The sequence below is a fragment of the bacterium genome (assembly GCA_023150945.1).
Taxonomy (GTDB): domain Bacteria; phylum Zhuqueibacterota; class Zhuqueibacteria; order Zhuqueibacterales; family Zhuqueibacteraceae; genus Coneutiohabitans.
On sequence record JAKLJX010000006.1, the window covers coordinates 103,158 to 130,125 of the forward strand.

Annotated in this window: 23 protein-coding genes and 1 pseudogene; 2 read left to right on the forward strand and 22 right to left on the reverse strand. The window is 56.3% G+C overall.

The genetic code is table 11. The features are described from left to right. Positions 1–3: 3 nt before the first annotated feature. Positions 4–486: an HXXEE domain-containing protein gene (locus tag L6R21_09970; protein MCK6559512.1), complete on the reverse strand. Its 483-nt coding sequence runs from the start codon at positions 484–486 to the stop codon at positions 4–6. A gap of 60 nt (positions 487–546) precedes the next feature. Between L6R21_09970 and L6R21_09975 the strand changes: the two genes are divergently transcribed. Beyond that, entirely contained in the window at positions 547–1,320 is a 774-nt protein-coding gene (locus L6R21_09975) for a glycosyltransferase family 2 protein (GenBank protein MCK6559513.1), read from the forward strand. A 48-nt stretch (positions 1,321–1,368) separates the two neighbouring features. Here L6R21_09975 and L6R21_09980 read toward each other — a convergent pair whose 3' ends face one another. The 17 genes and pseudogenes from L6R21_09980 to L6R21_10060 all read right to left on the reverse strand — a co-directional run bounded on the left by L6R21_09980 (position 1,369) and on the right by L6R21_10060 (position 21,651). Next, entirely contained in the window at positions 1,369–3,639 is a 2,271-nt protein-coding gene (locus L6R21_09980) for a glycosyltransferase 87 family protein (protein ID MCK6559514.1), read from the reverse strand. Positions 3,640–3,962: 323 nt separating this feature from the next. Continuing rightward, the gene (locus tag L6R21_09985; protein MCK6559515.1) at positions 3,963–5,168 is read right to left on the reverse strand and encodes a hypothetical protein; all 1,206 of its coding nucleotides are present in this window, start codon (positions 5,166–5,168) and stop codon (positions 3,963–3,965) included. Between the two features lie 18 nt (positions 5,169–5,186). Further along, positions 5,187–6,176 (reverse strand): threonine/serine dehydratase, encoded by a 990-nt coding sequence (locus L6R21_09990; protein MCK6559516.1) that lies wholly within the window; start codon positions 6,174–6,176, stop codon positions 5,187–5,189. Between the two features lie 46 nt (positions 6,177–6,222). After that, positions 6,223–7,533 carry a flippase gene (locus L6R21_09995; GenBank protein ID MCK6559517.1) on the reverse strand — a complete coding sequence of 437 codons (1,311 nt, stop codon included), beginning with the start codon at positions 7,531–7,533 and terminating at the stop codon, positions 6,223–6,225. Between the two features lie 266 nt (positions 7,534–7,799). Continuing rightward, a complete protein-coding gene (locus tag L6R21_10000; GenBank protein MCK6559518.1) occupies positions 7,800–8,102 on the reverse strand; it encodes a DUF962 domain-containing protein in 303 nt (100 codons plus the stop codon). Positions 8,103–8,207: 105 nt separating this feature from the next. Then, the gene (locus tag L6R21_10005) at positions 8,208–11,633 is read right to left on the reverse strand and encodes a DEAD/DEAH box helicase family protein (protein ID MCK6559519.1); all 3,426 of its coding nucleotides are present in this window, start codon (positions 11,631–11,633) and stop codon (positions 8,208–8,210) included. 60 nt (positions 11,634–11,693) lie between these two features. Further along, positions 11,694–12,884 carry a Fic family protein gene (locus L6R21_10010; GenBank protein ID MCK6559520.1) on the reverse strand — a complete coding sequence of 397 codons (1,191 nt, stop codon included), beginning with the start codon at positions 12,882–12,884 and terminating at the stop codon, positions 11,694–11,696. Between the two features lie 61 nt (positions 12,885–12,945). Then, positions 12,946–13,242 carry a hypothetical protein gene (locus L6R21_10015; protein MCK6559521.1) on the reverse strand — a complete coding sequence of 99 codons (297 nt, stop codon included), beginning with the start codon at positions 13,240–13,242 and terminating at the stop codon, positions 12,946–12,948. A 12-nt stretch (positions 13,243–13,254) separates the two neighbouring features. Next, complete coding sequence (locus tag L6R21_10020; GenBank protein MCK6559522.1) at positions 13,255–14,376, reverse strand: macro domain-containing protein; 1,122 nt, start codon at positions 14,374–14,376, stop codon at positions 13,255–13,257. Positions 14,377–14,452: 76 nt separating this feature from the next. Continuing rightward, a complete protein-coding gene (locus L6R21_10025; GenBank protein MCK6559523.1) occupies positions 14,453–14,839 on the reverse strand; it encodes a GxxExxY protein in 387 nt (128 codons plus the stop codon). A gap of 130 nt (positions 14,840–14,969) precedes the next feature. Then, positions 14,970–17,036, reverse strand: a complete 2,067-nt coding sequence (locus L6R21_10030; protein ID MCK6559524.1) for a site-specific DNA-methyltransferase — start codon at positions 17,034–17,036, stop codon at positions 14,970–14,972. A gap of 93 nt (positions 17,037–17,129) precedes the next feature. Then, positions 17,130–17,351 carry a DUF2283 domain-containing protein gene (locus L6R21_10035; protein MCK6559525.1) on the reverse strand — a complete coding sequence of 74 codons (222 nt, stop codon included), beginning with the start codon at positions 17,349–17,351 and terminating at the stop codon, positions 17,130–17,132. A 12-nt stretch (positions 17,352–17,363) separates the two neighbouring features. Then, a complete protein-coding gene (locus L6R21_10040) occupies positions 17,364–17,618 on the reverse strand; it encodes a DUF4258 domain-containing protein (GenBank protein ID MCK6559526.1) in 255 nt (84 codons plus the stop codon). A 186-nt stretch (positions 17,619–17,804) separates the two neighbouring features. Then, positions 17,805–18,188: a DUF5615 family PIN-like protein gene (locus L6R21_10045; GenBank protein MCK6559527.1), complete on the reverse strand. Its 384-nt coding sequence runs from the start codon at positions 18,186–18,188 to the stop codon at positions 17,805–17,807. Continuing rightward, positions 18,185–18,426, reverse strand: a pseudogene (locus L6R21_10050) (DUF433 domain-containing protein). Before L6R21_10050 ends, L6R21_10045 begins: the two are co-directional and overlap by 4 nt. Positions 18,427–18,814: 388 nt before the next feature. Next, positions 18,815–20,293 (reverse strand): B12-binding domain-containing radical SAM protein, encoded by a 1,479-nt coding sequence (locus tag L6R21_10055; protein MCK6559528.1) that lies wholly within the window; start codon positions 20,291–20,293, stop codon positions 18,815–18,817. A gap of 170 nt (positions 20,294–20,463) precedes the next feature. Beyond that, positions 20,464–21,651 carry an amidohydrolase family protein gene (locus L6R21_10060; GenBank protein MCK6559529.1) on the reverse strand — a complete coding sequence of 396 codons (1,188 nt, stop codon included), beginning with the start codon at positions 21,649–21,651 and terminating at the stop codon, positions 20,464–20,466. Positions 21,652–21,770: 119 nt separating this feature from the next. On the opposite strand from L6R21_10060, the gene L6R21_10065 reads away from it, so the two are divergent. Continuing rightward, on the forward strand, positions 21,771–21,992 hold the full coding sequence (locus L6R21_10065; GenBank protein ID MCK6559530.1) for a hypothetical protein: 222 nt from the start codon (positions 21,771–21,773) through the stop codon (positions 21,990–21,992). 66 nt (positions 21,993–22,058) lie between these two features. Here L6R21_10065 and L6R21_10070 read toward each other — a convergent pair whose 3' ends face one another. The 4 genes from L6R21_10070 to L6R21_10085 form a co-directional block, all read right to left on the reverse strand. Beyond that, positions 22,059–22,700 carry a class I SAM-dependent methyltransferase gene (locus L6R21_10070; protein MCK6559531.1) on the reverse strand — a complete coding sequence of 214 codons (642 nt, stop codon included), beginning with the start codon at positions 22,698–22,700 and terminating at the stop codon, positions 22,059–22,061. 188 nt (positions 22,701–22,888) lie between these two features. Next, complete coding sequence (locus tag L6R21_10075; protein ID MCK6559532.1) at positions 22,889–24,358, reverse strand: B12-binding domain-containing radical SAM protein; 1,470 nt, start codon at positions 24,356–24,358, stop codon at positions 22,889–22,891. A gap of 130 nt (positions 24,359–24,488) precedes the next feature. Beyond that, positions 24,489–25,484 carry an endonuclease/exonuclease/phosphatase family protein gene (locus tag L6R21_10080; GenBank protein MCK6559533.1) on the reverse strand — a complete coding sequence of 332 codons (996 nt, stop codon included), beginning with the start codon at positions 25,482–25,484 and terminating at the stop codon, positions 24,489–24,491. Between the two features lie 59 nt (positions 25,485–25,543). Continuing rightward, complete coding sequence (locus tag L6R21_10085; GenBank protein MCK6559534.1) at positions 25,544–26,962, reverse strand: B12-binding domain-containing radical SAM protein; 1,419 nt, start codon at positions 26,960–26,962, stop codon at positions 25,544–25,546. Positions 26,963–26,968 lie beyond the last annotated feature (6 nt).

The following is a 26,968-nucleotide window of genomic DNA, read 5'->3' on the forward strand; positions in this document are numbered from 1 at the left end:
GATTCATCCGATCGTCAAGGCGATCAAAGAGACCGCCGCGTGCATCACGACGCCCGCGGAAAAGCCGAACCAGAACTCGGCGGGCGGCAGCGTGCGCCGGCAGCGCCGCAGCGTGTATATGCCCAGCGGAATCCACAACAGCACGCCCGACACCAGTCCCGGCGAGTAGGAGGCCGTGACCATGGTGCCGATCACGTGCAACACGCCGTTGATCACCACCAGCGTGCCGTATCCGCTCAACAGCCAATGCCAAGCCGGGCCGCGCAGAATCACCAGCATGCTGACGATCATGATGATCAGGAAGAGGGCATTGATGGAGAGAAATTGCCCGGCGGTCAGCCCGTTGCCGGCGAATTTGGCCAGCCAGCGGTAGAAGCCCTCACCGCCCCAATACTCCTCGGTGAGATGCACGAGATAAGTGGCCGGAAAAAGCCACAACCATTTTCCCGCCAAAGCGGGCGGCGCGGAGGTGAGGGTAATGGACATGGACGGAAGCTCGTCGAATTTCTGCTTGACTTGCTGGATTCACCCCCCCATTTTCGACCCATGACAACACTTTCAATCATCGTGCCGGCTTACAATGAGGAGCACACCATTGGTGAAATTCTGGCGCGCGTGCAGCGCGTCGAGCTGAGCCATCTGGGCGTGCAACGCGAGATCATCGTGGTCAATGACGGCTCACAGGATGGCACGGGAGAGATTCTCGCGCAGCTTGCGGCGAGCGCGGGGTTCACGCTCGTTCAGCAGCGCCGGAATCGCGGCAAGGGCGCGGCGGTGCAGGCGGGACTGGCGCACGCGACCGGCGATCTCATTCTGATTCAGGATGCTGATTTGGAATATGATCCCCGCGACTATGCCGCCCTGCTCGCGCCGATTCTCGCCGGCCGCGCCGAAGTGGTTTATGGCTCGCGCATTCTCGGCGCACGCGTGTTCGGCACGCGGGACTATTCTTATCTGCATTTCTATTGGGGCGGCCGGCTGTTGAGCTGGCTCACCAACCTGCTGTTCGGCAGCCGCCTCACCGACGAATCCACCGGCTACAAACTCTTCACCCGCCGGGCACTGCAGCAGGTGTTGCCGCTGGAATATGCCGGCTTTGAGTTTTGCTCGGAGGTGACGGCCAAGCTCGCCCGCCGCGGGTGCGTGATTCACGAAGTGCCGGTGCACTATCATCCCCGCTCGCGCGCGCAAGGCAAGAAGATCACCTGGCGGCACGGCCTGCAGGCGCTGCTGACGTTGCTGCGCTATCGCTTTCGCCGGCCCGCAAAACCGGCGCAAGATAGAGAGCTTTTGCCAGGAAGTCAAGTCGGCGCAGTTTGACAAGCTCTTCACCCGCGCTGCGCCGCCGCCGTTCACCGGCTTTTTCTTTCACCGCAGCGCCGGCGGCACCGGCAGCACAAAAATCGCGCTGAATTCCAAGCCACGGCCGCGGTCGGAAGTGAAGAGAATGCGGTCATTCGCGGCATCCCAAAGCGGAGAAGTATTGTGGCCGGCAGCCGTGGTCAAAAGGTATCGATCGCCTGCTGCGGCTTGCTTGCTTCTGTCGGCCAGCTTCACTGCCGCGAGCGCTATTGTTGCGTTTTGCTTCTGCGCAAACAGCAGCACGCTTGCGTCCGGTGACCAGGCCGGCTGCTCCAGACGATCGTCCGCCGCCAACACCAGCTCATCGCGGCCATCGGAAAAATCATAGAGCCGCAACTGAAAGCGGCCGCCCTCCGGCGCTGCGGCATTTCGATCTTCAACACAGTACGCCAGTAGATTTCCCCGCGGCGAACAGGCGGGATCATAGAACCGCATCTGCTCGCCAGCGGCGGTGCGCAACACCCGCAGTTGCAACTGATCGTCTGCCAGCACCGCCAGGAACAGCGCCTCGCCGTTGACATAGACAAAACTCTTCCCCGCTTCCTGCCAGCTCGGCTGACTGCCGGCAAGCAAGAATTGCGGCTCCTCACCCTGCGCCCGGCTCAGCCAGATTTCATCGCGGCCGTTCACGATCGTTTGCACCAGCAAACTGGCATCATCCTCGGCGAGATCAGGATGATAGTAGTTGCGGCGCGCTGGCGGCGTCCACCGGCCGGAATCCGTCGAGAAAATGGTGTATTGCTCGTTCCAAAACTCGCAATAGCTGAAGACCAGACGCCGGCGGCCGGCATCGGGATGCTTCATCAGCAGACCTTGATGGCGTTGGAATTCGGCGTCTTCCAGGGCCAGCCAGGTGGCGCCGTCATCCGCTGGTGCCGGCCGGCCGCGGCTGGCCGCCAAAGCGGAGAGACTCGCGATCAAAGTCACCGCAACCGCCAGCGCTCTGCCCAGTTTGGTTTTCGTTGGCCGCAGCGAAATCAGCGGCCGGAAAAAGCGCCAGGCCAGCACGCCGAAGAGCAACAACAGCCACAAGCGGGAATATCCCAGCGGCGTGAGCCAGCCCTGCGCCAGCGGCATGAGTTTGAGATAATGCGGTAGATTGATCACGATGAACAACGCCGCTAGCCCGGCAGCGGCATGCCGGCGTTGCAGCTCGAGCAGAAGAGCGACAAAGGCGGTGGTGGTCAAGGTCAGCAGCAGAAAATGATACGTCGTGCCGCTCGGCGAGACCAGCAGGAACCACAACGGCAGCAATCCGATTTCGAACAAGAACTGGTGGCGCGGCGCCGCGAAGCGCACCACTGCGATCAGCCACGCAGCGAGCGCGGTGAATCCCCAAAACGCCGCAGCGCTGAGAAAATAGAAAGCCGGCGGACAATCCAAAGGCGGCGCGGGATTGAGGGTGGCATTGTGAACAAAAAGCCGGCGAAACAGGCTGGCCCATGATTGAAAGAGAATCGCGAACGGATCCTGAATTTCACCGCGTAAATGGCGCGGAAAGACTTCAGTGAGAAAGACGCGAAACGGCTCGCTGCCCGCCAGCAGCGCGGTGAAGCCGGCGACGGCCGCCACCGTGGCGCCTGCCGCGAGCACCAGCCGCCAGCGCCGCCGCCAGGCGAAATAAGCCACGAAGAGAATCCCCACGTATTTCATCGGAATCAGCAGGCCGAGCAAAACTCCGGCGAGCGCGTCTTTGCCCCGCTGCTGCGCCAGCAAGCCGAGCACGAGCGTGGCGGTGAGCAGCAGATACATCTGGCCAAACAGGAAATTGTTGATCAAGCCGAAGCCGGTGCCGAGCAAGATCACCGCCGTTGCCAGCCAGTGCAACCGCGTGAGGCAGGCAAGGCCGCAAATGCAAACAACGATGAGGAGGGCGTTGACCGCGGTCCAGACGTTGCGCGCCGCAACCGCATCAAGAAACGTCAGCGGCAAAAATACCGTGGCCGTGGGCGGCGGATGCGGAATGAAACCGCCGACTTGATGCACGATGCCCTTGCGATCCATCTCCATTTGAAACCAGACAAAATCCTGATACGCGCGTGCCAGCGGCGCGCCCTCGCGCACCAGGCGGGCGGCGGTGTAGTAATTGGCAAAATCGCCGCGGGTGTTGTTGAGACTGGGGAGAATGCCGAACTTGATGATCAGCAGCGCAAAGACGATAAGCGTGCCTGCGAGCGCAAGCGCGAGCCGGCGATTTGATGGAGAAGTGGACACGATGCGAGAGCAGTAGTATTGATGCGGATCAGCCGCGTGATGGTTTTGCTTCACAAATGTCATCCAGAAATTATCCGGTGAAACTCCCGGCGCTGCGCCTCATCTTCACAGGATCCGTTCTGGATGACAGATCAAATGAATCACGGGAGTGATGACACACCCGTTCTACACTAAGCGTGCAGCGGCGGTTTTTCCTAAAGCGGATAAACCGCAACTCAATGAGAATTGCCAACGCATTGAAACAACCCAGCGGATATTTTTTGTCCGCTGAGCTGTCTCAATCCGTTGGAGAAATTTCTTGCCTTCAAGCCAACGCTTTCCCTTCAAAGAAACTGCGCCAGATTTCAGACAAGCTGAAATCTGCTGCCCTGCGGGCAGCAACGAAATTACTTCTTTGCTGGCGACAATTTTTTGTCGCCAGGGCGCTCATAAGCGCCCAAGTTCCTTCCCCGGGTTGCGTGCCACCGCCGGCCGGCTTTGGCAATAGTGAGATAGTGAATCGCGCCGCCGTAGCGCCGCTCGATTTCGTCCAGCGCCTCGATCACGCGTTCGAGGTGACCAAAGACTTTGCCAAAACGTGGATCGCCGCCGGATTCGAGATGAAAACCGAGGCTGACATAGACGTCGCTTTCCTGCTGCGCCACTGCTGCCCGCGCACGCGCGACTTGATCAACCATGAAACCGGCCTCGACATAATCCGCCAGCAATGCGGTGTCCGGAATCTCGAGCAAGTTTTGGATGAGCCGCGGCTGCGCTTCCGTCACCGCGTTGCTGTGGGTGTGAATCGCGAGGCCTTGCGGATAAGCGGCGAGAAAAAGTTGATTCGAGAGAAACGTCTGCGCCGATTGCCGGCGGCTGCCCCAGAGCAGCCTCAGCCAATCCGCCAACACGCCGCTGCCTGCCGGAAAAAAGGCAGGGTCCACCGCTGAAGTTTCATACTGGAACGCCGGCTGCGTGATCTGCAACGCCGCCAGCACCGCGTCATTCGCCAGCCAGCCGCCGCAGCGGAAACTCCGGCATGCCTCCGCACTGGCGATGATCTGGTTGGCGAGCAGCAAGCCTCTGCCGGCCTGCGCCAGTTGTACGATTTCATCCTGCGGATAAACGCCGAGCGGCACACCGTGACCGTAGTCGAGCCGCGCCAGGCCGGCATCATCGACATAAGGCACGCTCAAACCCAGGCGATTCTCGCCCTGCGTGCCCCAATCCGGCAGTTCCGGATCCTGCACCGGATCAGCCGGCGAGAGGCCGCAGGCTTGCACCAAACTCATCCACCCGTGCAGATGCAGGCCAACTTCGCAGTTGCTGTGCGCAACCAGTTCGGAGATGCGCGGCGCATAGTACTCAGTCAAACGGAGACTGCGGGTGAAATAGACCGGGCAAATGAAATGAGTGAGCGGAATACGGCCGCCAAAATGGCGGTTGAAATACTGAATCGCCTGCAGGCCGCGATGGAAGCGAAAATGCCGATCGGCGCCGGGATTGTGCGGTCCTGCCACGGGGTAATCCAAACCGTCCCAATCGCAGGTCACGGTGATGATCACGGCCGCGATCTCACCGGAAACGCTCGGATTGTTGTGATCTCTTCGCATGGAAAAATGTTGCGGCATTCATTCGTTGTGCGCTGCTGTGCCGGCAGTAGCGCCGCACAAAAGACTTCGCAGAGTCGCGAGACTGAGGTTACCGCCGCAAATCACCACGGCGACGTGTTTGCCGCGGTAAGATTCGGCTTGTTGCACAAAAGCGCTGATCGCCACCGCGGCCGCGCCTTCGATGAGTTGATGATGCGTTTCCATGAACCACAGCAGCGTCGCGCTGATCTCCTCCTCGGTGACCGTCACATAGTCATCCACCAGGTCGCGGCACAACGGCAGCGTGAGGGCGTCGGCTTCGACACCGCCGGCCGTGCCGTCGGAAAGCGTAGGCAGCGATTCCAGCTCCAGGATGTGGCCGGCTTTCACGGATTCGATCATCACGCAGGAGTTCCGCGGCGAGCAGCCGATGATCTTGATGCCGGGTTGCATCGACTTGAGATAAGCAGCGATACCCGCAATCATGCCGCCGCCGCCGAGCGCGACGAACACCGCCTCGAGATGGTCGTGCTGGCGCGCGATTTCGACGCCGATCGTGCCCTGACCCGCGATCACCTGCTCGTCGTTGTAGGGCGAAATGTAGACCAGTCCGTTTTCGCGGGCATACTCGCGCGCGAAGATCTCGGTGATCACCGAGTCGTGGCCGTGCACGCGTATCTCCGCGCCCAGCCGGCGAATCGCCGCCATCTTCGCGGGCGAGGCATTGTCCGGCACAAAAATGAGCGGTTTGAGACCCAGCTTGCGGCCGCCGAATGCCACCGCTGCACCGTGATTGCCGGTGGAAGCCGCGACCACGCCGCGGTCCGGTTGCGCCGCCGCGAGCGTAAGCATCTTGTTCAAGGCGCCGCGGACTTTGAAAGAACCGGTGTGCTGCAAATTCTCCAGCTTCAGATAAACCTCGCTGCCGGTGTCCTGACTCAACGGCAACGAATACTCGAGCGGTGTCTCTTTCACGTGCGGCCGCAAATGCTCGGCAGCCTGCAACACGTGGGCAGCGAGATCATTCATGGCAGTGGCCTCGTTGTTTTCAATTGCCGGTTCACGAGCACCATACTCACGCCGTGTCGCACGGCGCGGAGGAATTGACCCTGCCGGCGGCACGCTCCACTGCCGCAGACTCCGGCAGCGTGGACCGTTGCAGTGCGAAGTAGCAGCCGAAATACAAAACGCAACACAATGATTCGCTGGCCACGCTGCTGATCGCGGCGGCGAGCGCGCCCCAGCGCGGAATGAGCAGGCAATTCAGCATGACATTGCACACCACCGCCGCTGCCATGATGCGCATGTTCCAGGCCGGCTTGTCGGCTTGGAAGAAGACATAAACCAGCGTGGCATACAACGCCAGCGGCACGATTGACCAAACCTGCACGCGCAACACCGTCACCGCTTCGGTGAAATGATAGGTTTGTCCGATCAGAATCTCGGCGAACAGAAAAATCGCCAGCGCCAGCGCGCTGCTGCAGACCAGTTGCAGCCACAGTGTTTTGCGCGCCAGCGCTCGCACCGCGGCCGAATTCGTGCGCATGCCGGCAATCGCCGGAAAGAACGCGGCCACGATCACCGAGGGCGCCACGCGCAACACCTTCACGAAATTGCCGGCGGCGCTGTAAATGCCGGCTTCCGCGTTGTCGCGCAGGGCCGCGAGCAGCATGATATCCAAGCGATAATGCAGAATGCCGAGCAAGCCCATCAGAAAGAACGGCAGCGCTGCCACCACCAGCTCGCGGCCAAGAGCACGATCAAAGAACGGTTTGTGCGCGGCAAGTCCGTAGCCATGCGCCCGCCGATAGAGTTCCGCCAGCAAGGCCGTCTTGGCGATTTCCACGATCACCAAAAACCACAAGACGGTCTGCAGATCGCGCGTCGTGGCGAGCAACCACCATGCGCCGGCCAGCAACAAGGCGCTACTGCCCAGCGTGGCCGTGGTGGGAGGAACCATTTGCTGGTGCGCCCGGAAAGCGGCTTCGAGCGTGGCGCCAAGGCTGCGCGGCAGCAACAGCAATCCCAACACCCAAAAGAGCTGGCGTTCCTCCGCTTGCTTGAAGTAAAGGAAGGAAAACAGCATCAGCGCCGGAGCCGCGATCGCGCTCAACAGCGCCTTCAAGGCGAGGCTGGTGTGCACGATGCGGGTGCTGGCGTGTGGCGCGCGGCCAATGTCCTGCACCAGGGAAGTCGATTGCCCGAGATCGACAAAATAGGCGAACGGCATGAGCGTGGCGGTGAACAGCGTGTAGAGTCCGAGCGCCTCCTTGCCCAGGCTGCGCGCCAGCAGCACGGAGAACACGAACAACGCGGCCAGCATGCCGAGATTCATGACCAGGAGATAGGCCGAGTTCTTGAACAATTTCGAGAGAAGGGCGGGCATGCAAAATGGCCGTTCTGCCAGGATCCGGTTCTGCGTGGAGCATGACTCCGGAAAATCGATTGCGACCGCAGAGATTTTTCTGAACCGCGAAGACGCCAAGAGCGCCAAGACAAAAATCAGAACGGCTATTGAACTCTGCGTCCCTCGCGTCTCGCGGTGAGTAAGTTGATTACGGCTGATGAACCGCTTTGGGAGTCAGACTGGAAGGATCAAAAACGGATTCTCGCAGAATGACGGAGTTGGGGTCAATGTGATGGCGTGCATGCTCACGCGCGGCCGCGCACTTTGGCAAACCACCAGCGCAGCCCCACGAATAGAAAGCGCCAGTCGCGGAAAAACTCCGGTGGCTTGCCTTCGAAGGCATGTCCGATGAATTGAAAAATCCAGCCGATGACAAACAGCGCCAGCGCCGGCAGCCAGAGATTCGCAAAGAAGGGCGCGGCAAGGAACAGCAGCACGGAAATCGCAATCAGGGGAATACCGACGGTGTGACACGCACGATTGACGGGATTTTGGTGGCTCTGCGCATACTGCCCGATCCATTCGTCCCAGGTTTTTCCAGCGAACATGGTTTGCTCTCCCTTTGGGTTTGATGGGTAACCACTTTGGCAACACGGAAAACGATTCAGCTTCTAGGTTGCATCATGCTCTGCTTCATCACGCCCCAGCGCTGATCATGATGCCAGATTTACCATGCGATCAAGGCACCGCACCCAATCGCCCATCGCCTCCACCGCTGTTTCCGGATCAGCAAGCGGCGCCTCGCTGTGTGCGACGTGCCGGTTGCGGACTTCGTTGACTTTTTTCAAGTCATCGTACAGGCCTTTCATGCCGGCATCGGCAAATATCTTCGCCACCGCCTTCCACACGCCGGCCACGCCCGAGCCGCCTTGCTGCGCATAATCCAGGCAAAAGAGCAGCGTACCCAGTTTTTGAATCGGCCGCCCGTGAATTAGATTCTGCTGGAGGTAGCGTTGATTTTTCTCCAGCGGTGTGCGCATGCGATAATCCACGGCGCCCAAATAGGGATTGAAGAAATCGCGGCGCTCGCTTTCGCGGGCGGGAATCTGAGGGGAGAGTTTTTGCGAGAGAATTTTGATCGCATAATCATCATACAGCCGCAGCATGGGTTGAAACGCGTGCGCCAGGTCCGGCATTCGCGTTTTGATGGCATGATCCAGCAACGCCACCGCCTGTCGGATCGTGCCGTCGATTGCCTCAGGAAGCGCTTTGACGCCGGCGTTTTGGCAGATTTGCGTGAAAAAATCCTCCGCGTCTTTCTTTGCCGTTTCTTCGGCCAGCGGCAATTGTATCTGGCGCGTCTTCGCTTCGTCCAGCAAAGAGCGAAGAGAAGGCTCGCAGGCGCGTGCCAGTTCCGCGATGCTCGAAGCCGAGCTTTGTTGAAACAGAGAATACGGCACGTAAAGGTAATGCCATTTCACGCCTTTTCGCGAAGCAACTTTGCACCATTCCGCAGCGGCTTGCGCCTTCACCGGCACCAGCGTGTCAGTTTTTCCTTTTAACTCAACCAAGTAATAGTCGCCCAAGTTTTCGCGCACGAAAAAATCCGGCACGTACAGCGCGCGGTAGCCGTCGGGACGCAAGTAGTCGATCATCAACTTTTGCGGACCGGCGTTTTTCGCAAAGGCCGCCACGTCGTTGGCAAAGTCGCAAAAATCGACAAACGACTGCTCGAATTCATTCTCGCACGGCGTCAGATTGAACATCGTCCGCTTGGCGGTGACCGCCGGCCGTTTGTCATTGCTGGTGGCTTGAAATGGTTGCCAGGCAGAAAGTGGCTGGCCCTGGCTAATGCGTTTGCGATCTTTCTTCTGGACGGTCTTTTGCAGAATCAACGGCGTCAACGTGGCGCGCACATGTTCCTGCACATCGGTGTCGCGCATGCGGTGATCGATCTCGCCGGCGTACAAATCCACTTCGCGTTCGAATAGAACTTTGGAAATGAACTTCTCAAGCAATGGCGCTAGCACTTGATGGGGATTGCTGAGCTTGCAGACGCGGCCCAGCATCTGTGCGAAATAACCGGCGGCCGACCAGGCGTTGGTCAACAAGCCGGCATCGAGCTGCATGCGGCTGACGATTTCGTCCGTGAAGAGATGCCGTTCCTTGTATTCCACCGGCCCGTCTTTTTTCTGGCCAATCGGCAGCGGCTGATAGCGCTGTTGAAAATAGTCGCGCACCGCCTCGAAGGTCAAGCCTTGCAGCTCATTTGTGGTTTCGATAGCGTCGGAGATGAGCGGAATTTCGATGGCAAGATTTTCGACCGGCTTGTGCTCGTGATCGACGAAGATCGTCACCGTCTGTTTGAACGCCTCGCGAATCGGCAGCACCGCAATGTCGAGGCCTTCCTGCGCCAGCTCATCTTCGTACAGTTTGCGAAAGGCCGGATGATGCACCACCGTCACCATTTCCGGGGTTTCGGCAGTGGGAAACATCCGCCGCAAGCCGCGCCCCAAGGTTTGCTCCGGCAGAATGCCCGACTTCGCCGAATACGGCCGCAGCGGCACAATCGTAGTGACGTTGCGCACGTCCCAGCCTTCGCGCAGCATCATCACCGAAACCACGCAGCGGAATTTGCTGTCCTTCGCATCCAGCTCGCGGGACATTTCGCGCAGCTCGCGCAAGTCCTCCGGCTTCATCGCGGTTTCGTTTTCGACAAACTCTTTGATCTCCCGGCCGTTGCGTGTGACCTTTTTGATGCGGCCCTTCAAGCGCGTGTGGAGGTTCAGCACGCGGCCTTTGAGCAGGGGAAACTGTTTGCTGTCGAGATAATCAGCGATCTCGTTGGCGGCATCCGCGTCCTCGGTCATCACAAAAAGAATCGGCTTGCGGACTTTGCTGTACTCTTCAAAAGTTTTCTTGTAGCGTTGATAGCCGAGCTTCAAGTGCATGGCGTAGCGTTCATGCGCCGGCGCCTTTTTGTCGCCGTGTACCACTAGCTCGTCCGATTCGCCGAGCACCGGCACTTTGACGATGCCCGCGTCCACGGCCTCACCCAGCGGAAAATCGCAGATGATGTGGCGGAACAGCTCGCCGTTGTTGTGTTTCGGCGTAGCGGTGTAATCCAGTTGCAGGCAGATGCCCGCGTTGCCTTTGCTGAGACTCTGGCTTTGCAGCGCTTCGATGGCGCGATTCCACGCCAAATCGGCATCGTGCAGATGATGCGCTTCGTCGTTCAGCACCATCAGCCGCGGATGGCTGGTGATGCGGTCGCGCAGCGTGGCGCCGGTATCCAGCGCTTGCGCCTTTTTCACCGGCGGGCCGAAGATGGAAGTGGTGGGCGAATCGTCGTTGTCGCTTTTGCCGCGATTCTCATGCAAGCGGTGAATGTTGGTCAGATAAATCGCCCCGCGCGTGCTCGTGCCGCCGGAACTGTCCTGCAGCACGACTTGCATTTGATTTTTGAAATCAGCCGCCCAGTCTTCCGGCAGCAGCGGGTCTTGGTAAAAAATTTTGCAATTTTCAAAATCATCCTTCAGCCGTTCGTACACTGTCAAATTCGGCGCGATGATGACGAAATGTTGCGCGAGACTGGAATCCGGCTCATACAAGGAGTGAAAGTAGCTCCACACGATGGCGAGGCTCATCACCTTGGTTTTGCCGCCGCCGGTGGCGATCTTACTGCAATATTTGGCCCAGCGATCCTCTTCGGGATTGATGCCCAATGCCAGATCGGCAATCGTGTCGTCCCCAAACTCGAACAGCAGCTCCGCCACGTTGCGCACGCGGCGCATTTCGTAAAGATAAATGATGGTCTCGATGGCTTCGCGCTGGGCCCAGTGATAGCGAAACGGCATGGCGTTGCCGTCTTCATCCTCGACTTGATGCTCGGTGTTGAACCAAAAGCTCATCAGCTTGCGCGAAGTGTCGCTGACGCCGGCATAACCGCCGCGCCGCCAGCCATCCACTTGCGCGCGGATCGAGCGCACCAACGGACATTTGCTCGGCCGCCGGCCCGGTTGAATGATCGCCGCCTCGCCTTTTTGCGGATTGGGCAAGCGGTGCAGTGTTGGCTCTTCCCACGGCTTGAACAACGGTTCAAGCGCTGAGGCATTTCTCTCGGTGATTTCGAAGGCCATGATCGCATCTCCTCATCGCAATTGGCGTCTCCTCCTGCAACTTTTCACGCTGAGTCAATTTCAATTCTCTTTCTGTCCTTTTGCAGCTGACTTGCCGAGGTTTCCAGTCAGCAATTCAAGAAGCTGAGCGGCGACAAACAAACGATTCCGCCGTTGTCCGGTAATTTCCTTTAGAATGCCGGCGTTTTCCAAATATCGAACGCCTCTTTGAATCGTCAAATACTCCAATCCCCAAAGTCGGGATAATCCGTGGATGGAAATGATAGGATTGCCGAAGAGATGATCAATAATGCGACGTGCCGTATGAGGCGCTTTTTTCGACTGAATTTTTCCCATCATGTTTGCGTGCAAATCAAGAATGGCATTGGCGTTCTCGAGCGCTTCTTTTGATTGCACAATGATGCCGCGCAGAAAAAATTCGATCCAGCCGCGCCAATCTCCCTTTTCGCTGATGGCCAACAGGCGCCGATAGTATTCATCCCGATGCCGTTCAAAAAAAGCGGAAAGATAAAGCAGCGGCTGAGACAACACACCGCGTTCACAAAGCAGAAAAGTGATTAATAGCCGACCCACGCGGCCGTTGCCATCGACGAAAGGATGAATGGCTTCAAATTGATAGTGCATCAGCGCACACTGAATCAAAACCGGTTCCCTGGGAGTAGTGTTCAGATATTTTTCCCAGGCCGCCAGCGCCTCCTGCATTTCATTGACAGGCGGAGGCACAAAGGTCGCTTCCATCAGGGTACATCCTGGAGGGCCAATCCAGTTTTGCGAACGGCGAAACTCCCCCGGCGCATTCGGGATATTTCCTCCCCGGACGTCCTTCATCAAGTGTTCATGAATCTCCCGAACCAGGCGGCCGCTGATGGGCAATTCCTTGATGCGTTTCAGTCCATACTCCAAGGCGCGCACGTAGTTTGCAACTTCGCGAACATCGGGGGCGTGCGGCGGCTCGCTCTCATCTGCTTCGAAGAAGAACAGATCATCCATTCCTGCCACGGTGTTTTCAATGCGGGAACTCAAAACCGCTTCACGGCGGAGATATGGCTGAATGAGCAGATGCGGATTGGGCAGCAAGCGCCCCGACCCGGACAATTCACCCAGGTGGACGTTGGCCTCCGACAAAAGATTGGTCAACTCCCAGTCCACCTCCAGCTTGGGAGGCAATGGATTGGGCACAAAAGCGTGAAAACCAGTTGGCGTCAAGATACATCGGCCCGCCGTTGAGTCTTTGAATGATTCAGGGTTCATTTTTTTCGAATTCGTGCTTGTTATCGGAAGCGTAAATAACCACACCCGTTATTTACGCTTTTCATCTGAAACACAAATAAGGCTGACGTTGGTTATGCAGTGACAGATTGATGTTTCTGTTGTGCTTATAATCGTTTTGCTGTAATAGTCTTGCCTTCAAAGCCCTTTGCGTCTCTGCGTCTTTGCGTGAATGCTTTTGCTTTAAAACTTCCACCTCCACCACCGTCGTCGTATCCACCCCGAACACGTCGATGATTTTGACGCAGATTTGTTTTTTGCCGGTGATTTTGTATTCCCAGCCGATGTCGGTTTTGGTTTTAAGCGAACGATCTTTGCGCGTGCGGAAATCTTGTCTCACTGATGATCGGCGCTATACCAGCTCCGGTTCCTCGATCACCAAATCTTCCCCAGCTTCAATCTCGATCCATCCCAGCATGGCAAGCGCGCTAACGGCATTTTCGATCATTTTCTGATTGAGCGGCGGCTTCCTTTTTTGCTTCCAAGCCAGCACTTCTCCGGTCACCTCGCTGGATGATGGCTTCCGCCCGATGCGCCGGCCAAGGTCGTGTGCTGCCTTATGCACCGTTGCCATCACTTCGGCTTGCTGGGTATTGACACGCGCAAAAAGATCGGCCACGCGCTTGATGATCGCGCTCCCATCGCGCAAGTCGTTCGCAAATCTTTGGCTGGCGTCACGATATGCCGGACCGACGCGCACCTCGAACATCTTTTGTTTGAAAGCGCGTGCTTCGATCAGGCCGTTGTTGACCAGTTGAGTGATGATCGCCTTGAGCTTATCGGCAAAGGGACCGTAACTGCCGCGCCGGTAGTTCAATCCGGTTGGCAAGCCGCTCATCGTGGCGAAATAAGCGACCTTTTGAAACATCGTGCGCCCGAGCGGACTGCGATAGGGTTCTTTTTCCAATTCCGCCAGCACGGCAACCAAGGCCACCCATGCCGGCTTGATGCGAAGCATGCTGTCATTCTCGGGGCTATCCAGCGTTTTGCCGGCGAGCAGTTTTTCAAAATCCTCGACCGACTCGTTCAACGGCACGCAAAGCTCGATCGGAATCTCGAACTCGCTGAGAACCCGGTACATCGTCGGGCCGACCACCTTCCAGTCCAACTGGCCGTGCGAAGAGCCGAGCGCCGGCACCGCCATGGAAGTGATTCCCCAGGCCTGGTAATGATCTTTGAGATAATTCAGGCCATTGACAATATCCTCCAAACGCGAGACGCTGCGCCAATGATCCCTGGTCGGAAAATTCAGAATCCACGGCGGGAACAAGCCTCGATAAAGATAAGGCCTGCCAAGCTGCACTTCACCTCGGGCACAGCGCGCCTCATAGTCCTTGAACATCTCGGGAAATCGCTGCTTGAATTCCAGCGCCAGGCCTTTGCCCATCACCCCGACGCAGTTGACGGTATTCACCAACGTCTGCGCTTCCGACTGAAAGATGTCAGCTTTTTTGATTCTGATATTGCCAAGCATACGTCATCTATCCTCACTTCGACTGAAAAAAGCCGCACGCAAAGACGCTAAGACGCAAAGAAAAAGATGACAAATTTTACTCCTCCAGGCCGAGCACAATGCGGTGAATACCATCCTTCAGAACTGGAACATTGAAATTTAGAAGCAACCCCAATTTGCTGACGGTCAACTGCAAATATGACCTTACTTGTTTGAAATGAACCGGCGGGATCTGCTCGACCGATTTTACATCAACAATTACTTTTCTCTCCACCCAAATGTCCAGGCGATACATGCTTTCTTTGACAATCACATCTTTGTAATGCAACGGCAGCCAGAGTTGTTGATCAATATGGAATCCTTTTTGTCTCAGTTCATAACAAAGACATTCTTCATAAGCAGATTCCAAAAGCTCAGACCCCAAAATCCGATGGACTTCGATGGCCGCGCCGATAATCTCGAAAGACAATTCGTTCTCGGTCATGGCCATTCTCCCTTTATAATTTTATCTTACCCTGAATCGGCAATGCAGTTCACCCTATAACTCATGAAGCTTTTCTTTGCGAATCCTTTGCGTCTCTGCGTCTTTGCGTGAATGCTTTTGCTTTTTTTGTTTAGATATCCACCTCCACCACCGTCGTGGTATCCACCCCAAACACGTCGATGACTTTGACGCAGATTTGCTTTTTGCCGGAGGTTTTGTATTCCCAGCCGATGTCGGTTTTGGTTTTGAGCGAACGATCTTTGCGCGTGCGGAAATCCTGCCAATGATGCTCGAAGGGTTTGTTGGCATGCCACTCGAAATCCACCGCCCAGAAGTCGATGAAATCGAACGGCGATTTGACCGCGCGTTTGCGCAAGGCCTCCATTTCCATTTCCGGAGCTTCGGCCAGCGCCGGCGTGAAGTGCTGCAATGCGATGTCGATCTTTTTATTTCGATGTAGAACTTTCACCTCCAACGCGCCGGCTTCGAAGAATTGGCACTCGGTGCGGTTCGGCTCCATGATCTCGCGCGGGATATATTTCAGCCGGATGGTGAGGCCGGTTTCCGCCTCCACCGCCTGCTTTTTGTGCTGCAATTCCATCTCGAATTCCCACGCCAAACAATGCAGCTCGCGGCTGCCCGCTGCTTGCGCCGCCTCGGCAACCGTGCGCAGTTCTTCGAACGTGAACAAACCATCGATTTGATCGACATGCACGAAAGCACCATGCTTGGTGCCGTGCAAAAGCGGATGGGATAGTGAGCTTGTCGAGCCCTTGGTTGGTGAGCCTGTCGAACCAAGCGGCGCGGCTTTGTAAAAATCCAACACGATACGGCGGTGTTCTTCGTCGGCGCCGGCCAGCCGTTCCATTTGCCACCATTGCCGCTCGTAGCGGCCGAGATTGTAAACATCGAACGAGCGATACGGCTGGCCTTTTTCGTGCAGCTCGCGTTGCACCTGAATGAGACGCTTGCGCGTGGTGTGAATGGCATAGCGGCCGAGATCGACACCAATCCACCGCCGGCCGAGCTTCTCTGCTACGGCCAGCGTTGTGCCCGAGCCGCAGAAGAAGTCGGCGACGAGATCGCCTTCGTTGGAAGAAGCACTCAGAATGCGGTGCGCAATTCCCTCTGGTTTTTGAGTGTTATACCCCATTGCCTCTGGAGACCACGAAACAACAGACTGTAAGTCATCCCAGATTGTTTGTACTGGCAAACCTTCCATTTCATCAAGGTAGCGCTTATATCTTGGAATGTTATTTTTTGTATAAAAAATACGACCATCCGCATCAAGCTTCTCCATAGTGGATTTGGGGCATCGCCAATAACCATCTTTTCCCTTCCACTTATAATAATATCCGCCTCCGCTCAAACCAGACGCTGAAAGATTATCAGACATGAAACGACGTCCATTAGGTTCTGTATATCGGTAGTATCTTTCTATGTACCATTCCTCGTATTGAGTTTTTGGATTGTTCCAAATTATCGTTTCTGATTTTGCATAAAACAGAATGCAATCGTGGTTATGACCATAAGTTGCAGAATCGCTATGCCCAGTTGTCCTCTTCCAGATAATCTCATTTTGAAATAATTGGGGTGAAAAAACATCATCCAATAAACTACGCAATAGATGAGATACATGCCAATCACAATGCACATAAATACTCCCTCTCTCACTCAACAAATCCCGCATCAGCGTCAGCCGTTCATACATCATGTGCAAATAAGAATCGGTACCTTTGCCCCAGGTATCTCGGTAGGCCACGGCTTCGAGGATGGATTGCTCCTTTTGCAGCGCCTCGCCTTCCTCGCCAATCTGCACTTGCATGGTGAAATCCGCGCCAACGTCGAACGGCGGGTCGATATAAATCAGATCGATCTTGCCACGAAAGCGCTCGAGCAAAGAAGCCATGGCGAGCTTGTTGTCGCCCCAAATCAGCATGTTCCGGAAATCGTCGCGGTGAGCTTTGGCGCTAAACTCGGCGTGATCGAACAAACTGCCCTGCGCCGCCTTCGCACGGTCGTGCGGCTCGTCAATCGTCTCAATGCGCTGCAACGGCAAATCCGAAGCAGGCAACTTCACCGGCCGGCGATTGCCGTACTCATCGTACTTGCCTTCCCACACCAGCTCGGTCTTCATCTTCGCCAGCGGATGCGGGTTGTCGGGGCCCCAAGAGGGCTTATTGTTGCTTTCGGGCATCGGGGTTCCTAGGTCGTGAGGTGAGGACAGTGGTTAGTGGTTCGTTCCTGCGACTCGCCACCTGGCATATCACGGCGAAATGTATGCTCGCAACTAGGCGGGTTGGGCCAGAGCAACATTCTCCAGAATAACCGGCGGCAACTGGCCTTTTCCCAGGACTTCTCTGGCGTCGAGAATCTCGATGCCGATCAATTGCTCTCCCGGCCCGATATTCAGTGCGACTTCATCGTTCAACCGGACAGTCCGGCATTCATAGTCGCCTTCGAGCAAGCGTATGTACAGAGCATCCACCTCTGGATCATAACTGATTTTCATTGCGATCACCTCTCAGAAGAAAAATGTGTAAACGGTAATGACAATGATCTCGTCCACTTCTTCTTTGATGACTGGCGCGACTTGTTTGATCGGATAGTCATTTCCCTGCCAGGACCGGCCAAAGGGAAAGTTGAAGCGACACAGTTCACGGCCTTTCTTCGCCGGCTCCCGAGATCCTTGTTCAATCGCCTGACGCACCTCAATTTCGTTGGTGCCGCGTTCCTTACATTGATCAATCGCGTGTTGTGTCAAACGGATGGGCTTCATGAATTGCAGTGTCTGGTTTCAGCAAAATGAACACGTGAACGTTACCTGGCCGCGACAACTACTCTTCACTCAACGCCTTCACCGGATCGAGTTTGGGGGCGAAAATAGCCGGCTACATGCCGAGAGTTGGGCCGACCATGGCGCGAAAAACCAGGCGGCTGAGAGGCCCAATCCATAGTTTTACCGTCACACGCTGGTTTCTGCATCGGTCTCGGATTGATGCACTCGAATCCGGCCAATTTCAATAATCCACAGTTGTTTGTTCACAGACGTTGTATTGAGTGCATACAAAAACTGGCGAATCAAAGATTCCAGCAGTGGTAGGGTTGGGTTCTTGGGGATACGGATGACCGCAATGCCTGCGGTTTGATTGGGCGGAAAACGAGTGACTTCGGCAAAATCCAAATCCAACGTGACCAAACAGCGCTGTTCGCGGCAACAATGAGCGTAGAGGGCATGATCCGGGCTTCCCTGCAATCCTTCCTCACGTACGGTTTGCACATCATGGCCAGCCAGTCGAAACAGTTGCTGCATGCGCCTGCCGAAGTTTTCATCCAGTTTGAATTTCATACCGCTTGGCCAATCGGAATTTCAACATATCTTTCTCGAGACATCTCTGCACCGTAGGCAATGGCGGCAAGGAGGTCTGGCGCCGTCAATTGAGGATATTCCTCGAGAATTTCTTCCGTCTCATGCCGGCAGCCAGAAAATCGAGGATAAGAGAGACCCAAATTCTGGTGCCACGAATGCAGGGCTTGCCAAAACAGATATTGGGATCAATCGAAATACGTTGCAGCAGCGGATTCATGGCGATTTTTCCGGTTTGGTTCGAAGCTTACCACCCTGTTCCACCATCATACTAAAAAAGGTTACGCATTTTTCTCCACTTCATCAAGCTGAAATCTCTTGGGAAAAGCAGGCCGTCCCGGGAGATAGTTGACTCAAAAATGGCTTATCTCTCGGGCTCGTCTATGGTCTCATTGCGCTGCAACGGTAGAGCCGAAGTGGGCAACTTCACCGGCCGGCGATTGCCGTACTCGTCGTACTTGCCTTCCCACATCAGCCTGATTCAAAGTACCAGCAAGAGCACCGCGGCCTTTGGCGCATGCTGCTCTGGCCGATCGCGGACTTGCCGCGAAACTTACGCATTTGCTGCGTGTTTTGCAAGCTGCCGGCGGCTTTACCCCACGGCCGCTTCAATATCTCTCATACAAACTGAACCCCTTTTTCAACTTCTGCAAACCCCAATAGGCATACACTTCCAGGGGCAGATCAAATTTGTGATGCTGCACCCGCAGCCGCGCCGTGGGTTTGAGCAAATTGAGCAGCAGCGTGTGCTGCCACGAAAACGCCTTTTCGCCGACTTTGACTTGATGATAGCCGAAGCGAATGTATTGCCGGATGGCCTGCAAGCGGCGATGGCCTGCTTCGCCGAGCCAGGGCAAATAGGTGATGCGCGGATAGAATTTGCCCCATTCTTCCAGCGACTTGGGCGCTGCGAGTCCCATCTTCAAGCTCACCGGCCACAGCGGCGAGCCGGGATAGGGCGTGAAAATGTTGGTGTAGCAATCGGCTTTGTCATAGGCGGAATAAATGCGATGAATGAGATCGAGCGTGAGGGCGAGATCTTCCTCGGCTTCCGCGGGCAGGCCGAAGATGAAACCGAAGCTGGCGCGAATATCCGCTTCTTTGCAGCGCTGCACCGCAGCCAGCGTTTTTTCAGTGTTGGATTTTTTCTCGATGGACTTCAGCACCTCGTCGGAGCCGGATTCCGCGCCGAAGTGAATGCGCACGAGTCCGGCGCGGCGATAGAGGCGGGCCTGCTCGGTGGTGAGGCGCGCCCAGGAATCCGCGCGATCTTGAATGTACCATTCGAATTGCAAACCCGCGCGCACGAAACCTTCGGCGATTTGCAGGCTGCGCTCCCGCGAGGCGAAGAAAAGGTCATCGATGATGCCCACGAGGCGCAGGCGGTATTTGCGCACGAGATAAGTGACTTCGTCGACCACTTGCTCGACCGGCAGCACGTCGAGATTGCGGCCATAAACCGAGGCGTTGGAGCAATAGCTGCAATTGTAGGGACAGCCGTGACTCGAAGAATACATGATCCAGCGCATGCCGTGTAAGGCTTCGTAGCGATCGTAATCCATGAGATCGTAGCCCGGAATGCGGCTGGGCAGCTCGGCGACGTGCGGATATTGGCGCGCAGAATTCCATTGCAGGCTGCCGCCATTTTTCCAGAGAATGCCGGTGACGTCCGAGAGCGAGGCGCCTTCGGAAAAGTGTTGCGCCAATTCCAGCATGGTCGTTTCACCCTGGCGCAAAGCCACGACGTCGACGAACGAGGCGGCGAGGGTTTGCTCCGGCAGAATCGAGGGATGCCAGCCGCCGAGCACGATGGGAATGTCGGCATATTTTTCCTTCACGGCGCGGCCCACTTGCACGGCGCCGTCGATCATCGAGCCGGTGATGAATGACATGCCCAGGCACAGGGCCTCATCCATTTCGCGCAACACAGCGTTGACGTAATCGGGTTCGAGCGCGGCGTCGATGATTTTGACCTGATAGCCGGCGGTGACGAGCGGCCCGGCAATAGCGATGAGGGCCAGCGGCGGGCAGGCTTCATCACTGCCGTAGGAGGGGAAGAAGAAGACGATTTTTTTCTTGCGGGACATGGAGAATCAATCCTTGAAGTTCGTAGTATTGCCTTTGGGCATCAGCAGTTCATGCGCGCCGAAGGCCCGAGGAAATTATGCAGCACTCGCATTTACGAGGAATTCCACACAGGAACACCTGAGGGCAGTCAGAGCTCATGCGCGCTGGATGCCTGAAGGCATTACTACGATCAAAATAGTTCCAGGCCCGGCTCGTTGACTGCGGCGCGCTGCAAGCGATGCGCAATGCCGGCGGCCATGAGTTTTTCAACGCCGTCAACTCTGACACGGGCGGTGGCAACTTTCGCGGCAGCGAAAACCGGAGCCATGTCCAAATCGCCGAGGCGAGGCTGGCCGGCAATCATCACCAGGCGAATGTCTGCACGATTGGCAGAGAGAATGGCGCTGAAGGGATCTTCTCGGCGCGCGGGAGAAATTGTCAAATCCGCGGGCAGCCTGGCGGCAATGCGGCCGGCCTGCGGCAGACGCAGGATATTTGCGGCGTCGCTGGTGATCATGCGAAACAGAGTTTTGGCATCCACTTGTTTTGTTTCGTGCGCGATTTTCAATTCTGCCAGCAGATCACGCTCGCCGCTCAAGCGTGAATCACTGCCGAGCGCTACCCGATGCGCGGCGGCGAATGCCGTCACGTTCACCGTAGTTCCGAAAAGGAATTGATTGGAGGACGGGCACCAAAGCAATGCTCCGCCGCTGTCGATCACACGCGCTTGATCGGCGGCGGTGAGACCAACGCCGTGAACGAGAACGGTGTTGGCCTGCAAGCATCCCAGTTGTTGCAGACGCGGCAATTCCGCTGCCGCCGCTTCGTCAATGCCTTCGGCGAGATGAATAATCCAGGGCCAATCGCGCGGGGTACGTTGATATTCAGCCGCAACTTTTTCGCCGTCGATCAGCAGGGAATGGCTGTGGCGAAAGTTTTTGACGACGCGCACCGGAAAGCCGTTGTCCAGCGCACGATGCCAGGGATTGTGATGGCATACGGTCGTAACGCCGCTGAGCAAATTCTTGAGGCCGCCAATCCAGAGCCGATCGGCGACGGGAATCGCCATCGGGCCGAGCAAATCCGGATCCGTTTCAAAGCGCGGCTGAAAGTCTGCGATCCATTCCGCGGCATTGCGATACTTCTCGCGCCATTTCAGGCGTTTGAAGCAGTTGAATTCGAGATGATCGTGGGCGTTGATCAAGCCCGGCGCGACGAGGTCGCCATGGAGATCGACAATCAAATCGCCGTTGCGCGGTTTCGCGTCGATTTCGTCAACGCGGCCGCGCTGGAGACGCAACGCAGTGGCGATGCTACCGCTATCGCATAAAATGTTGGCGTTGACAAATGAAATCCTGCGCTGCATTGACCAAGTCATAGGAAACAGCGGGCTTTTGAAATTCCATCTATTTCACGACTTGACATAAGCAAGCTCACTGCTTATATTTGCAAAAAAAGGGAAAAAACTTAACCATTTGCCCTTGAGCGGAGTAAAATATGCAATCTCTCACGACGATAACCTATGAGAAAGTTTTGGGATTGTTATCCCAGCTTCCGCGTGAAGAACAATTAGATGTGCTTCGAAAAATGACACTTAACTTGCAGAAACAAACGCCGCCTAAAACCCCAAAAACGAAAACGCTGGCGGATCTGCGGGGCATCATTAAGAATGCAGATTTCTCTGATGAAGAAATCATGGCGGTGAAATATCATTCCTGATTCGACTTGTCACGCCGCTATCGTTCCTACCGTTTGGAATTAATCTGACACCTTCCGACTTTGAACTCAAATCTTTTTCCATGCCTTGATCACCAACACCGCCGGAAATCCCCGCCATTTGTGCGCAATTCTAATTTTCGGCTCGCGCACGGCCGTAATCTCCAAACCCGCGGCGCGACACGCCGCAACATGATCTTCATACCAATGTGTGAAGTGGCGCACCGCGTATTCTTTGCCATCGCCAGCGTGGAATGTTCGGCGCCAGCCGGCGAGCGCGCCGAAGGGATGAAAATCAGAATACAGGAATTCGCCGCCCGCTCGCAACACGCGGCCGGCCTCGGCTATGACACTGCGCAAATTCTCAACATGCCCAACCGCCAGGCCGCAGACAACCACATCAAACGCAGCCGAGGCCAGCGGCAGCGCGCACACATCTCCTTGTAGCAGTTTTTTTTGATTTGACTGCGCGACCGCCAGCATTTCCCGCGAGAAATCCAAGCCGATCACATTCGCAGCGCCGCGTTCGTGCAGAATGCTCAAATAACGGCCGCTGCCGCAGGCGAGATCGAGTGCGCATTGATTGTGCACTTCGGGCAGCAGCTCGAGCATCGCAGCCTGCTCCATTTCCATCAGCAGATTGTGCGGCGCCGGCGGATAGGATGCTGCCCAGCGGGCATAGGCCGCGGCGGGCTCGAGTGTATTTTTCATTTTGAAAATTATACCCATCCTGCTTGTCATCCCGCCTTTGCGGGATCATGTGAAAATTCCTTCTTGACTCCAAACTCCACAAGAGCCCTTCTGAAAGAATCCTGTGAAAATGCGGTTCCTAAGCCAAGTTTCACAAGATTCCATCTGAATGACACTTTGAGGTATTCATGTAAATTGTCAAGCATCACTCAGAACCCGGTCGTCTCCGGCCGCTGATAGCCGAAGAATCTATGAAACGCGCGCAACTCAACAGGTTTGTGATAGAATTTTGTATGATAGCGCCAACCGCCGAGTCCGCGCAGCACGCCGCGCTTGAAGCGATTCATGTTCTTGTCCGTCACCGTGGGATAATACGCATTCAGCACACTCTCGAAATCGCGCACCTTTTGGCGCAAGCGCGGATTGAGCCACGGCATGTTGGGATCGCGGCGAATCGAAAAGCTCCGCCAATCCCCGCTCACCCATTCGCTGAGCGTGTCGGGAAATTTGAAACCCAACGCCCGCGCCTCTTCGTAAAGCGTGCCTTCGAGCGGCACCGGCGTGTAGAGGTAAAGAATCACTTCGGTGGCAGGATTGACCTGCTTCAACCGCCGGATGAATGCCATGGTGTTCTCGATATCCGCCAGCGGTTCGGGTGGATTCCCCATGACAAACGAAAACTCCGGTACGATGCCGTAAGACTTCATGCGTTTGGCCAGCTCGAGGGTTTGCTCGACTTTGAATTGGCCGCCTTTGTTCATGCGCTGCAGCAATTCGTTCGAGCCGGTTTCCGCGCCGCTGAACACCATTTTCAAGCCGCTGGCTTGCATCTTCTGCCAGGTGGCATCGGTGTAGCGCATCAACTCGTCGACGCGGCCCAGCGCCCACCAGCTTATGTGCAACGGCGCGATGCGTTCGCTGAATTCCGCCACACGCGGCTCGGAGATGAAAAAATCCATGTCATGAAACTGCATGGCATCGACGCCGAAATTTTCATGTTGGAATTGCACGACGTGCGCCAGCCTGGCCGCGGATTGCGACAGCCAGCGTTGCTTGACCATCTCCACAATCGCGCAGAAGTTGCAAGCAAACGGGCAGCCGAACGAGGAATTATGGGTGCCGACGCGCTCGCCCAGGTAGCTGGCGTAGAGATAGCGATCCATTTCGACTTTGTGATAAGGCCATTCCGGCAGCTTGTCGAGCCCGATGAGAGGCCGATGCGGATTGTGTTTGAGACTGCGGTTTTCTTTGTAGCTCAAACCGGGAATCGCGGAGAGTGCGCCGCCGTTGTTGAGCACGCGCAGCAATTCCAGCAGCGTTTGCTCGCCCTGGCTGTGAATGCAAAAGTCGACATAGTCTTCGCGCAGGCAGGTGTCGGTGTGCTGCGAAGGGAAATAGCCGCCCCAGATGATCGGCAGGTGCGGCAGGGCGCGCTTGATCTGTTGCGTCTGCGGCACGGCATGATTCAACTGCGGCCCGGGCATGACGGTAACGCCAAGGGCTTTGGCTTTCTTCTCTTTTGCGACTTGAATGATGCGGCTGACGGGATCGTCCAGCAGATTGCCGTCGACGATTTCATAATCGAATTCACCTTCCAGCAGCGCGGCCACCGCGAGCAGCGACATGGGCAAATGCGGTTTTTTCGAGGGCGTGCTGGGGGGGTTGTAGAGGATGATCATAGCCTAACATTTGTCCAGATAAGGAAAAAACCGCCCGGGCGCTTGCTCCCGAAGCGTGCACAAATCGAATAAAACGTGTTCTTGTTCATGACGAAGCGCCCGGGCGGTGGTGTATTCTGTCGTACACGATTCACGGCAGCTCGAATTCCGCTACCACCGGCGCGTGATCGGACTCGGGGAAATCCACATCCGTGCGAAATGCGCCGGATTCGTCAGGCAGAATCTCATTGTGAATTTCCGTGCCGCGATAAAACGCGAGCAAAGGCCGCGAGACGAGAATATGATCCAGCATCACGCCCTTTCCCAAATGCAAAAAGCTGTAGCGCGAAGAAGCCGGCACGGAAAGCTCACACGGCGCCAGCACGCGCTGCAGCAACGCCGGATTGCCGGTGTCTTCCACCTGGCCGCGAATGGCATGAACCGGCACGTCGTCAATATCGGCATTGAAATCTCCGGCCGCAACAATGAACGCTTCTTCGTTTGCGGCGAACGCTGTGTCGAAAATCTGATCGATCAGCATGCGCGTTTCCAGCGCCTGGCCGACGCGCTTCATCGACGAAATAAAGTAACCCTCGGCCCAACCTGCCACCGAACGCCATTTATATTGATTGATCTGCTGCCCGGAAACGCTGCTCGGCACCTTTGATTTCAAATGCACGTTGACGACATGAATCTTGCGATTACCACCCAGATCGAGCGTGACGTACAGAATCGGCCGTTCCCAGGTCACCTCTTTCGCCTCCGCTTCTGCGGGAAGCGCCGTCATTTTGCGATAGCGCGGTTCGAGCGCATAGACATGCCGGATTTGCTGTTTGGCGATGACCGGGAAACGGCTGGCCACGACCAGGTTGCGTTCGTCATAGGCTTCATTGTTGGTCGTGAGCGTATGCGCGAGATGATAACCCGCATAAGGCGTGTTTTGCAGTATTTGCTGCAGCGCCAGCACTTGCCGCGGCTGCCCGGCCTGTTCCTGGCCGTTGACTTCTTGAAAACAAAGAACGTCGGCGCGCAAGCGCTGCAATTGCGGCCGCATCACGGCGATGCGATCCGCCAGGCTGGGCGATTGCCCCGGCTTGTCATCGAGGTTCTCCAGGTTGAACGTCACAATCCGAAGTGAAGTTGGCATGAGTACGTCCCCTTTCCTGGTGATAAGAAACCGGTTTGCACCCGGCGGCAGAATCCCGCTTATGCGCTTGCCGCGGGTCTGAGCCATTCCACCAAACGCTTTTCAATCGGAAATTTGTAGAAATCCCTTTCGCAGCGCCAGCGCGCGAGGCGCTTGAGCGGCCACTTCAATAAACTACCCTTCTCCGACCAGGCGAAGCGCTGATAGAATTTGAAGCGCTGCACGCGCTCCCATTTTTCTTGCGGCACCCACGGGCCGTAGGATTCGACATAATCAAAGGCCGCCCACTGTTCTAGTGTTTGCGGCATGGGATAGCCGCTGGCGCGCACCAGATCGGCAATCGGCGAGCCGGGATAGGGTTGATAGAAAAAAATCACGGTCTCGAATTTCGGGCTCATGGCGCGCAGATGCTTGACCGCCTGCAAACTCGCCTCGACGCTCTGCGGCGATTCCTGCGGGAAGCCAACGATGAATGGAAATATCGCGCCGAGATCGAAACGCTTGCAGCGCTCCGCGGTTGCAAAAACCTGTTCGAGCGTAATGTCTTTCTTCAGCCAATTCAGTGTCTGTTGGTCGCCGGATTCCACGCCGATCATCACGCGGCGCAAGCCGGAGCGCTTGCACAGGGCAAAGAGATCATCGGACATGCGCACGCCCTGATCCGCGCGCAGCGTGCCGGCCCAACTGAATTTCAGATTGCGCCGCAGGAACTCTTCGGCAATGGCGGCAACGCGATCGGCGTGAGTAAAGAACGTTTCGTCTTGAAAGTTGAGATCATCGAAAGGAAAACGCTGCCAGAGATATTCGAGTTCTTCGCCCATGCGTGCCGGCGCGATCGCGTTCCACTTGCGCTTGAAGACGTAAGGATCGGCGCAAAACGCGCAGCGGAAATGGCAGCCAATCGAAGAGATGTAATCGAGCTGGCGTTGATTTTTGCGACGATAATATTCCTCCACCGGAATCAATTCGTAGCGCGCCGGCGAAAAATCATTCATCTCGCGCAGCGGCCGGGCAGGATTCTGATGAATCGCGGCGCCCTCACGAAAAGCAATGCCGGCAACCGATTGCAGGCTCTCTCTTGCGGCAAGTTTCTCAACTAGCTCGCGAAACGTCTCTTCGCCCTGGCCTTGCACGGTGATGTCGACGGACGATTCGGACAAACAATCCGTCGGAAAAAGCGAAGGATGCCAGCCGCCCCAGACGACTGGCAAATCCGGGCGCAGCGTTTTGACGGCGCGCGAAACCTGCAGCGCATCGCGAATCGGCGCGCCGGTGAGCACGGAGAGGCCCAGGCAAAGGGCATCCTGCAGATGTGGTTGCAGGGCGGCCATGGAATCGCCCTCCAAACGGCCGTCAATAATGATCACTTCATAGCGCGCCGGGTCGAGGTGCGAGGCAATCGCCAGCAAACCCAACGGCATCGTGAAGAACACGGAGCGAGGATTGTAGAGCAGTATTTTCCGGCGTTGTGATTTCACGGTTAT

Bases quoted from the DNA above. Each gene is read 5' to 3' on its own strand.
- L6R21_09970 (MCK6559512.1), bottom strand. From the start codon at position 486: ATGTCCATTACCCTCACCTCCGCGCCGCCCGCTTTGGCGGGAAAATGG.
- L6R21_09975 (MCK6559513.1), top strand. From the start codon at position 547: ATGACAACACTTTCAATCATCGTGCCGGCTTACAATGAGGAGCACACC.
- L6R21_09980 (MCK6559514.1), bottom strand. From the start codon at position 3,639: ATGACATTTGTGAAGCAAAACCATCACGCGGCTGATCCGCATCAATAC.
- L6R21_09985 (MCK6559515.1), bottom strand. From the start codon at position 5,168: ATGCGAAGAGATCACAACAATCCGAGCGTTTCCGGTGAGATCGCGGCC.
- L6R21_09990 (MCK6559516.1), bottom strand. From the start codon at position 6,176: ATGAATGATCTCGCTGCCCACGTGTTGCAGGCTGCCGAGCATTTGCGG.
- L6R21_09995 (MCK6559517.1), bottom strand. From the start codon at position 7,533: ATGCCCGCCCTTCTCTCGAAATTGTTCAAGAACTCGGCCTATCTCCTG.
- L6R21_10000 (MCK6559518.1), bottom strand. From the start codon at position 8,102: ATGTTCGCTGGAAAAACCTGGGACGAATGGATCGGGCAGTATGCGCAG.
- L6R21_10005 (MCK6559519.1), bottom strand. From the start codon at position 11,633: ATGGCCTTCGAAATCACCGAGAGAAATGCCTCAGCGCTTGAACCGTTG.
- L6R21_10010 (MCK6559520.1), bottom strand. From the start codon at position 12,884: ATGAACCCTGAATCATTCAAAGACTCAACGGCGGGCCGATGTATCTTG.
- L6R21_10020 (MCK6559522.1), bottom strand. From the start codon at position 14,376: ATGCTTGGCAATATCAGAATCAAAAAAGCTGACATCTTTCAGTCGGAA.
- L6R21_10025 (MCK6559523.1), bottom strand. From the start codon at position 14,839: ATGACCGAGAACGAATTGTCTTTCGAGATTATCGGCGCGGCCATCGAA.
- L6R21_10030 (MCK6559524.1), bottom strand. From the start codon at position 17,036: ATGCCCGAAAGCAACAATAAGCCCTCTTGGGGCCCCGACAACCCGCAT.
- L6R21_10035 (MCK6559525.1), bottom strand. From the start codon at position 17,351: ATGAAAATCAGTTATGATCCAGAGGTGGATGCTCTGTACATACGCTTG.
- L6R21_10040 (MCK6559526.1), bottom strand. From the start codon at position 17,618: ATGAAGCCCATCCGTTTGACACAACACGCGATTGATCAATGTAAGGAA.
- L6R21_10045 (MCK6559527.1), bottom strand. From the start codon at position 18,188: ATGAAATTCAAACTGGATGAAAACTTCGGCAGGCGCATGCAGCAACTG.
- L6R21_10055 (MCK6559528.1), bottom strand. From the start codon at position 20,293: ATGTCCCGCAAGAAAAAAATCGTCTTCTTCTTCCCCTCCTACGGCAGT.
- L6R21_10060 (MCK6559529.1), bottom strand. From the start codon at position 21,651: ATGACTTGGTCAATGCAGCGCAGGATTTCATTTGTCAACGCCAACATT.
- L6R21_10065 (MCK6559530.1), top strand. From the start codon at position 21,771: ATGCAATCTCTCACGACGATAACCTATGAGAAAGTTTTGGGATTGTTA.
- L6R21_10070 (MCK6559531.1), bottom strand. From the start codon at position 22,700: ATGAAAAATACACTCGAGCCCGCCGCGGCCTATGCCCGCTGGGCAGCA.
- L6R21_10075 (MCK6559532.1), bottom strand. From the start codon at position 24,358: ATGATCATCCTCTACAACCCCCCCAGCACGCCCTCGAAAAAACCGCAT.
- L6R21_10080 (MCK6559533.1), bottom strand. From the start codon at position 25,484: ATGCCAACTTCACTTCGGATTGTGACGTTCAACCTGGAGAACCTCGAT.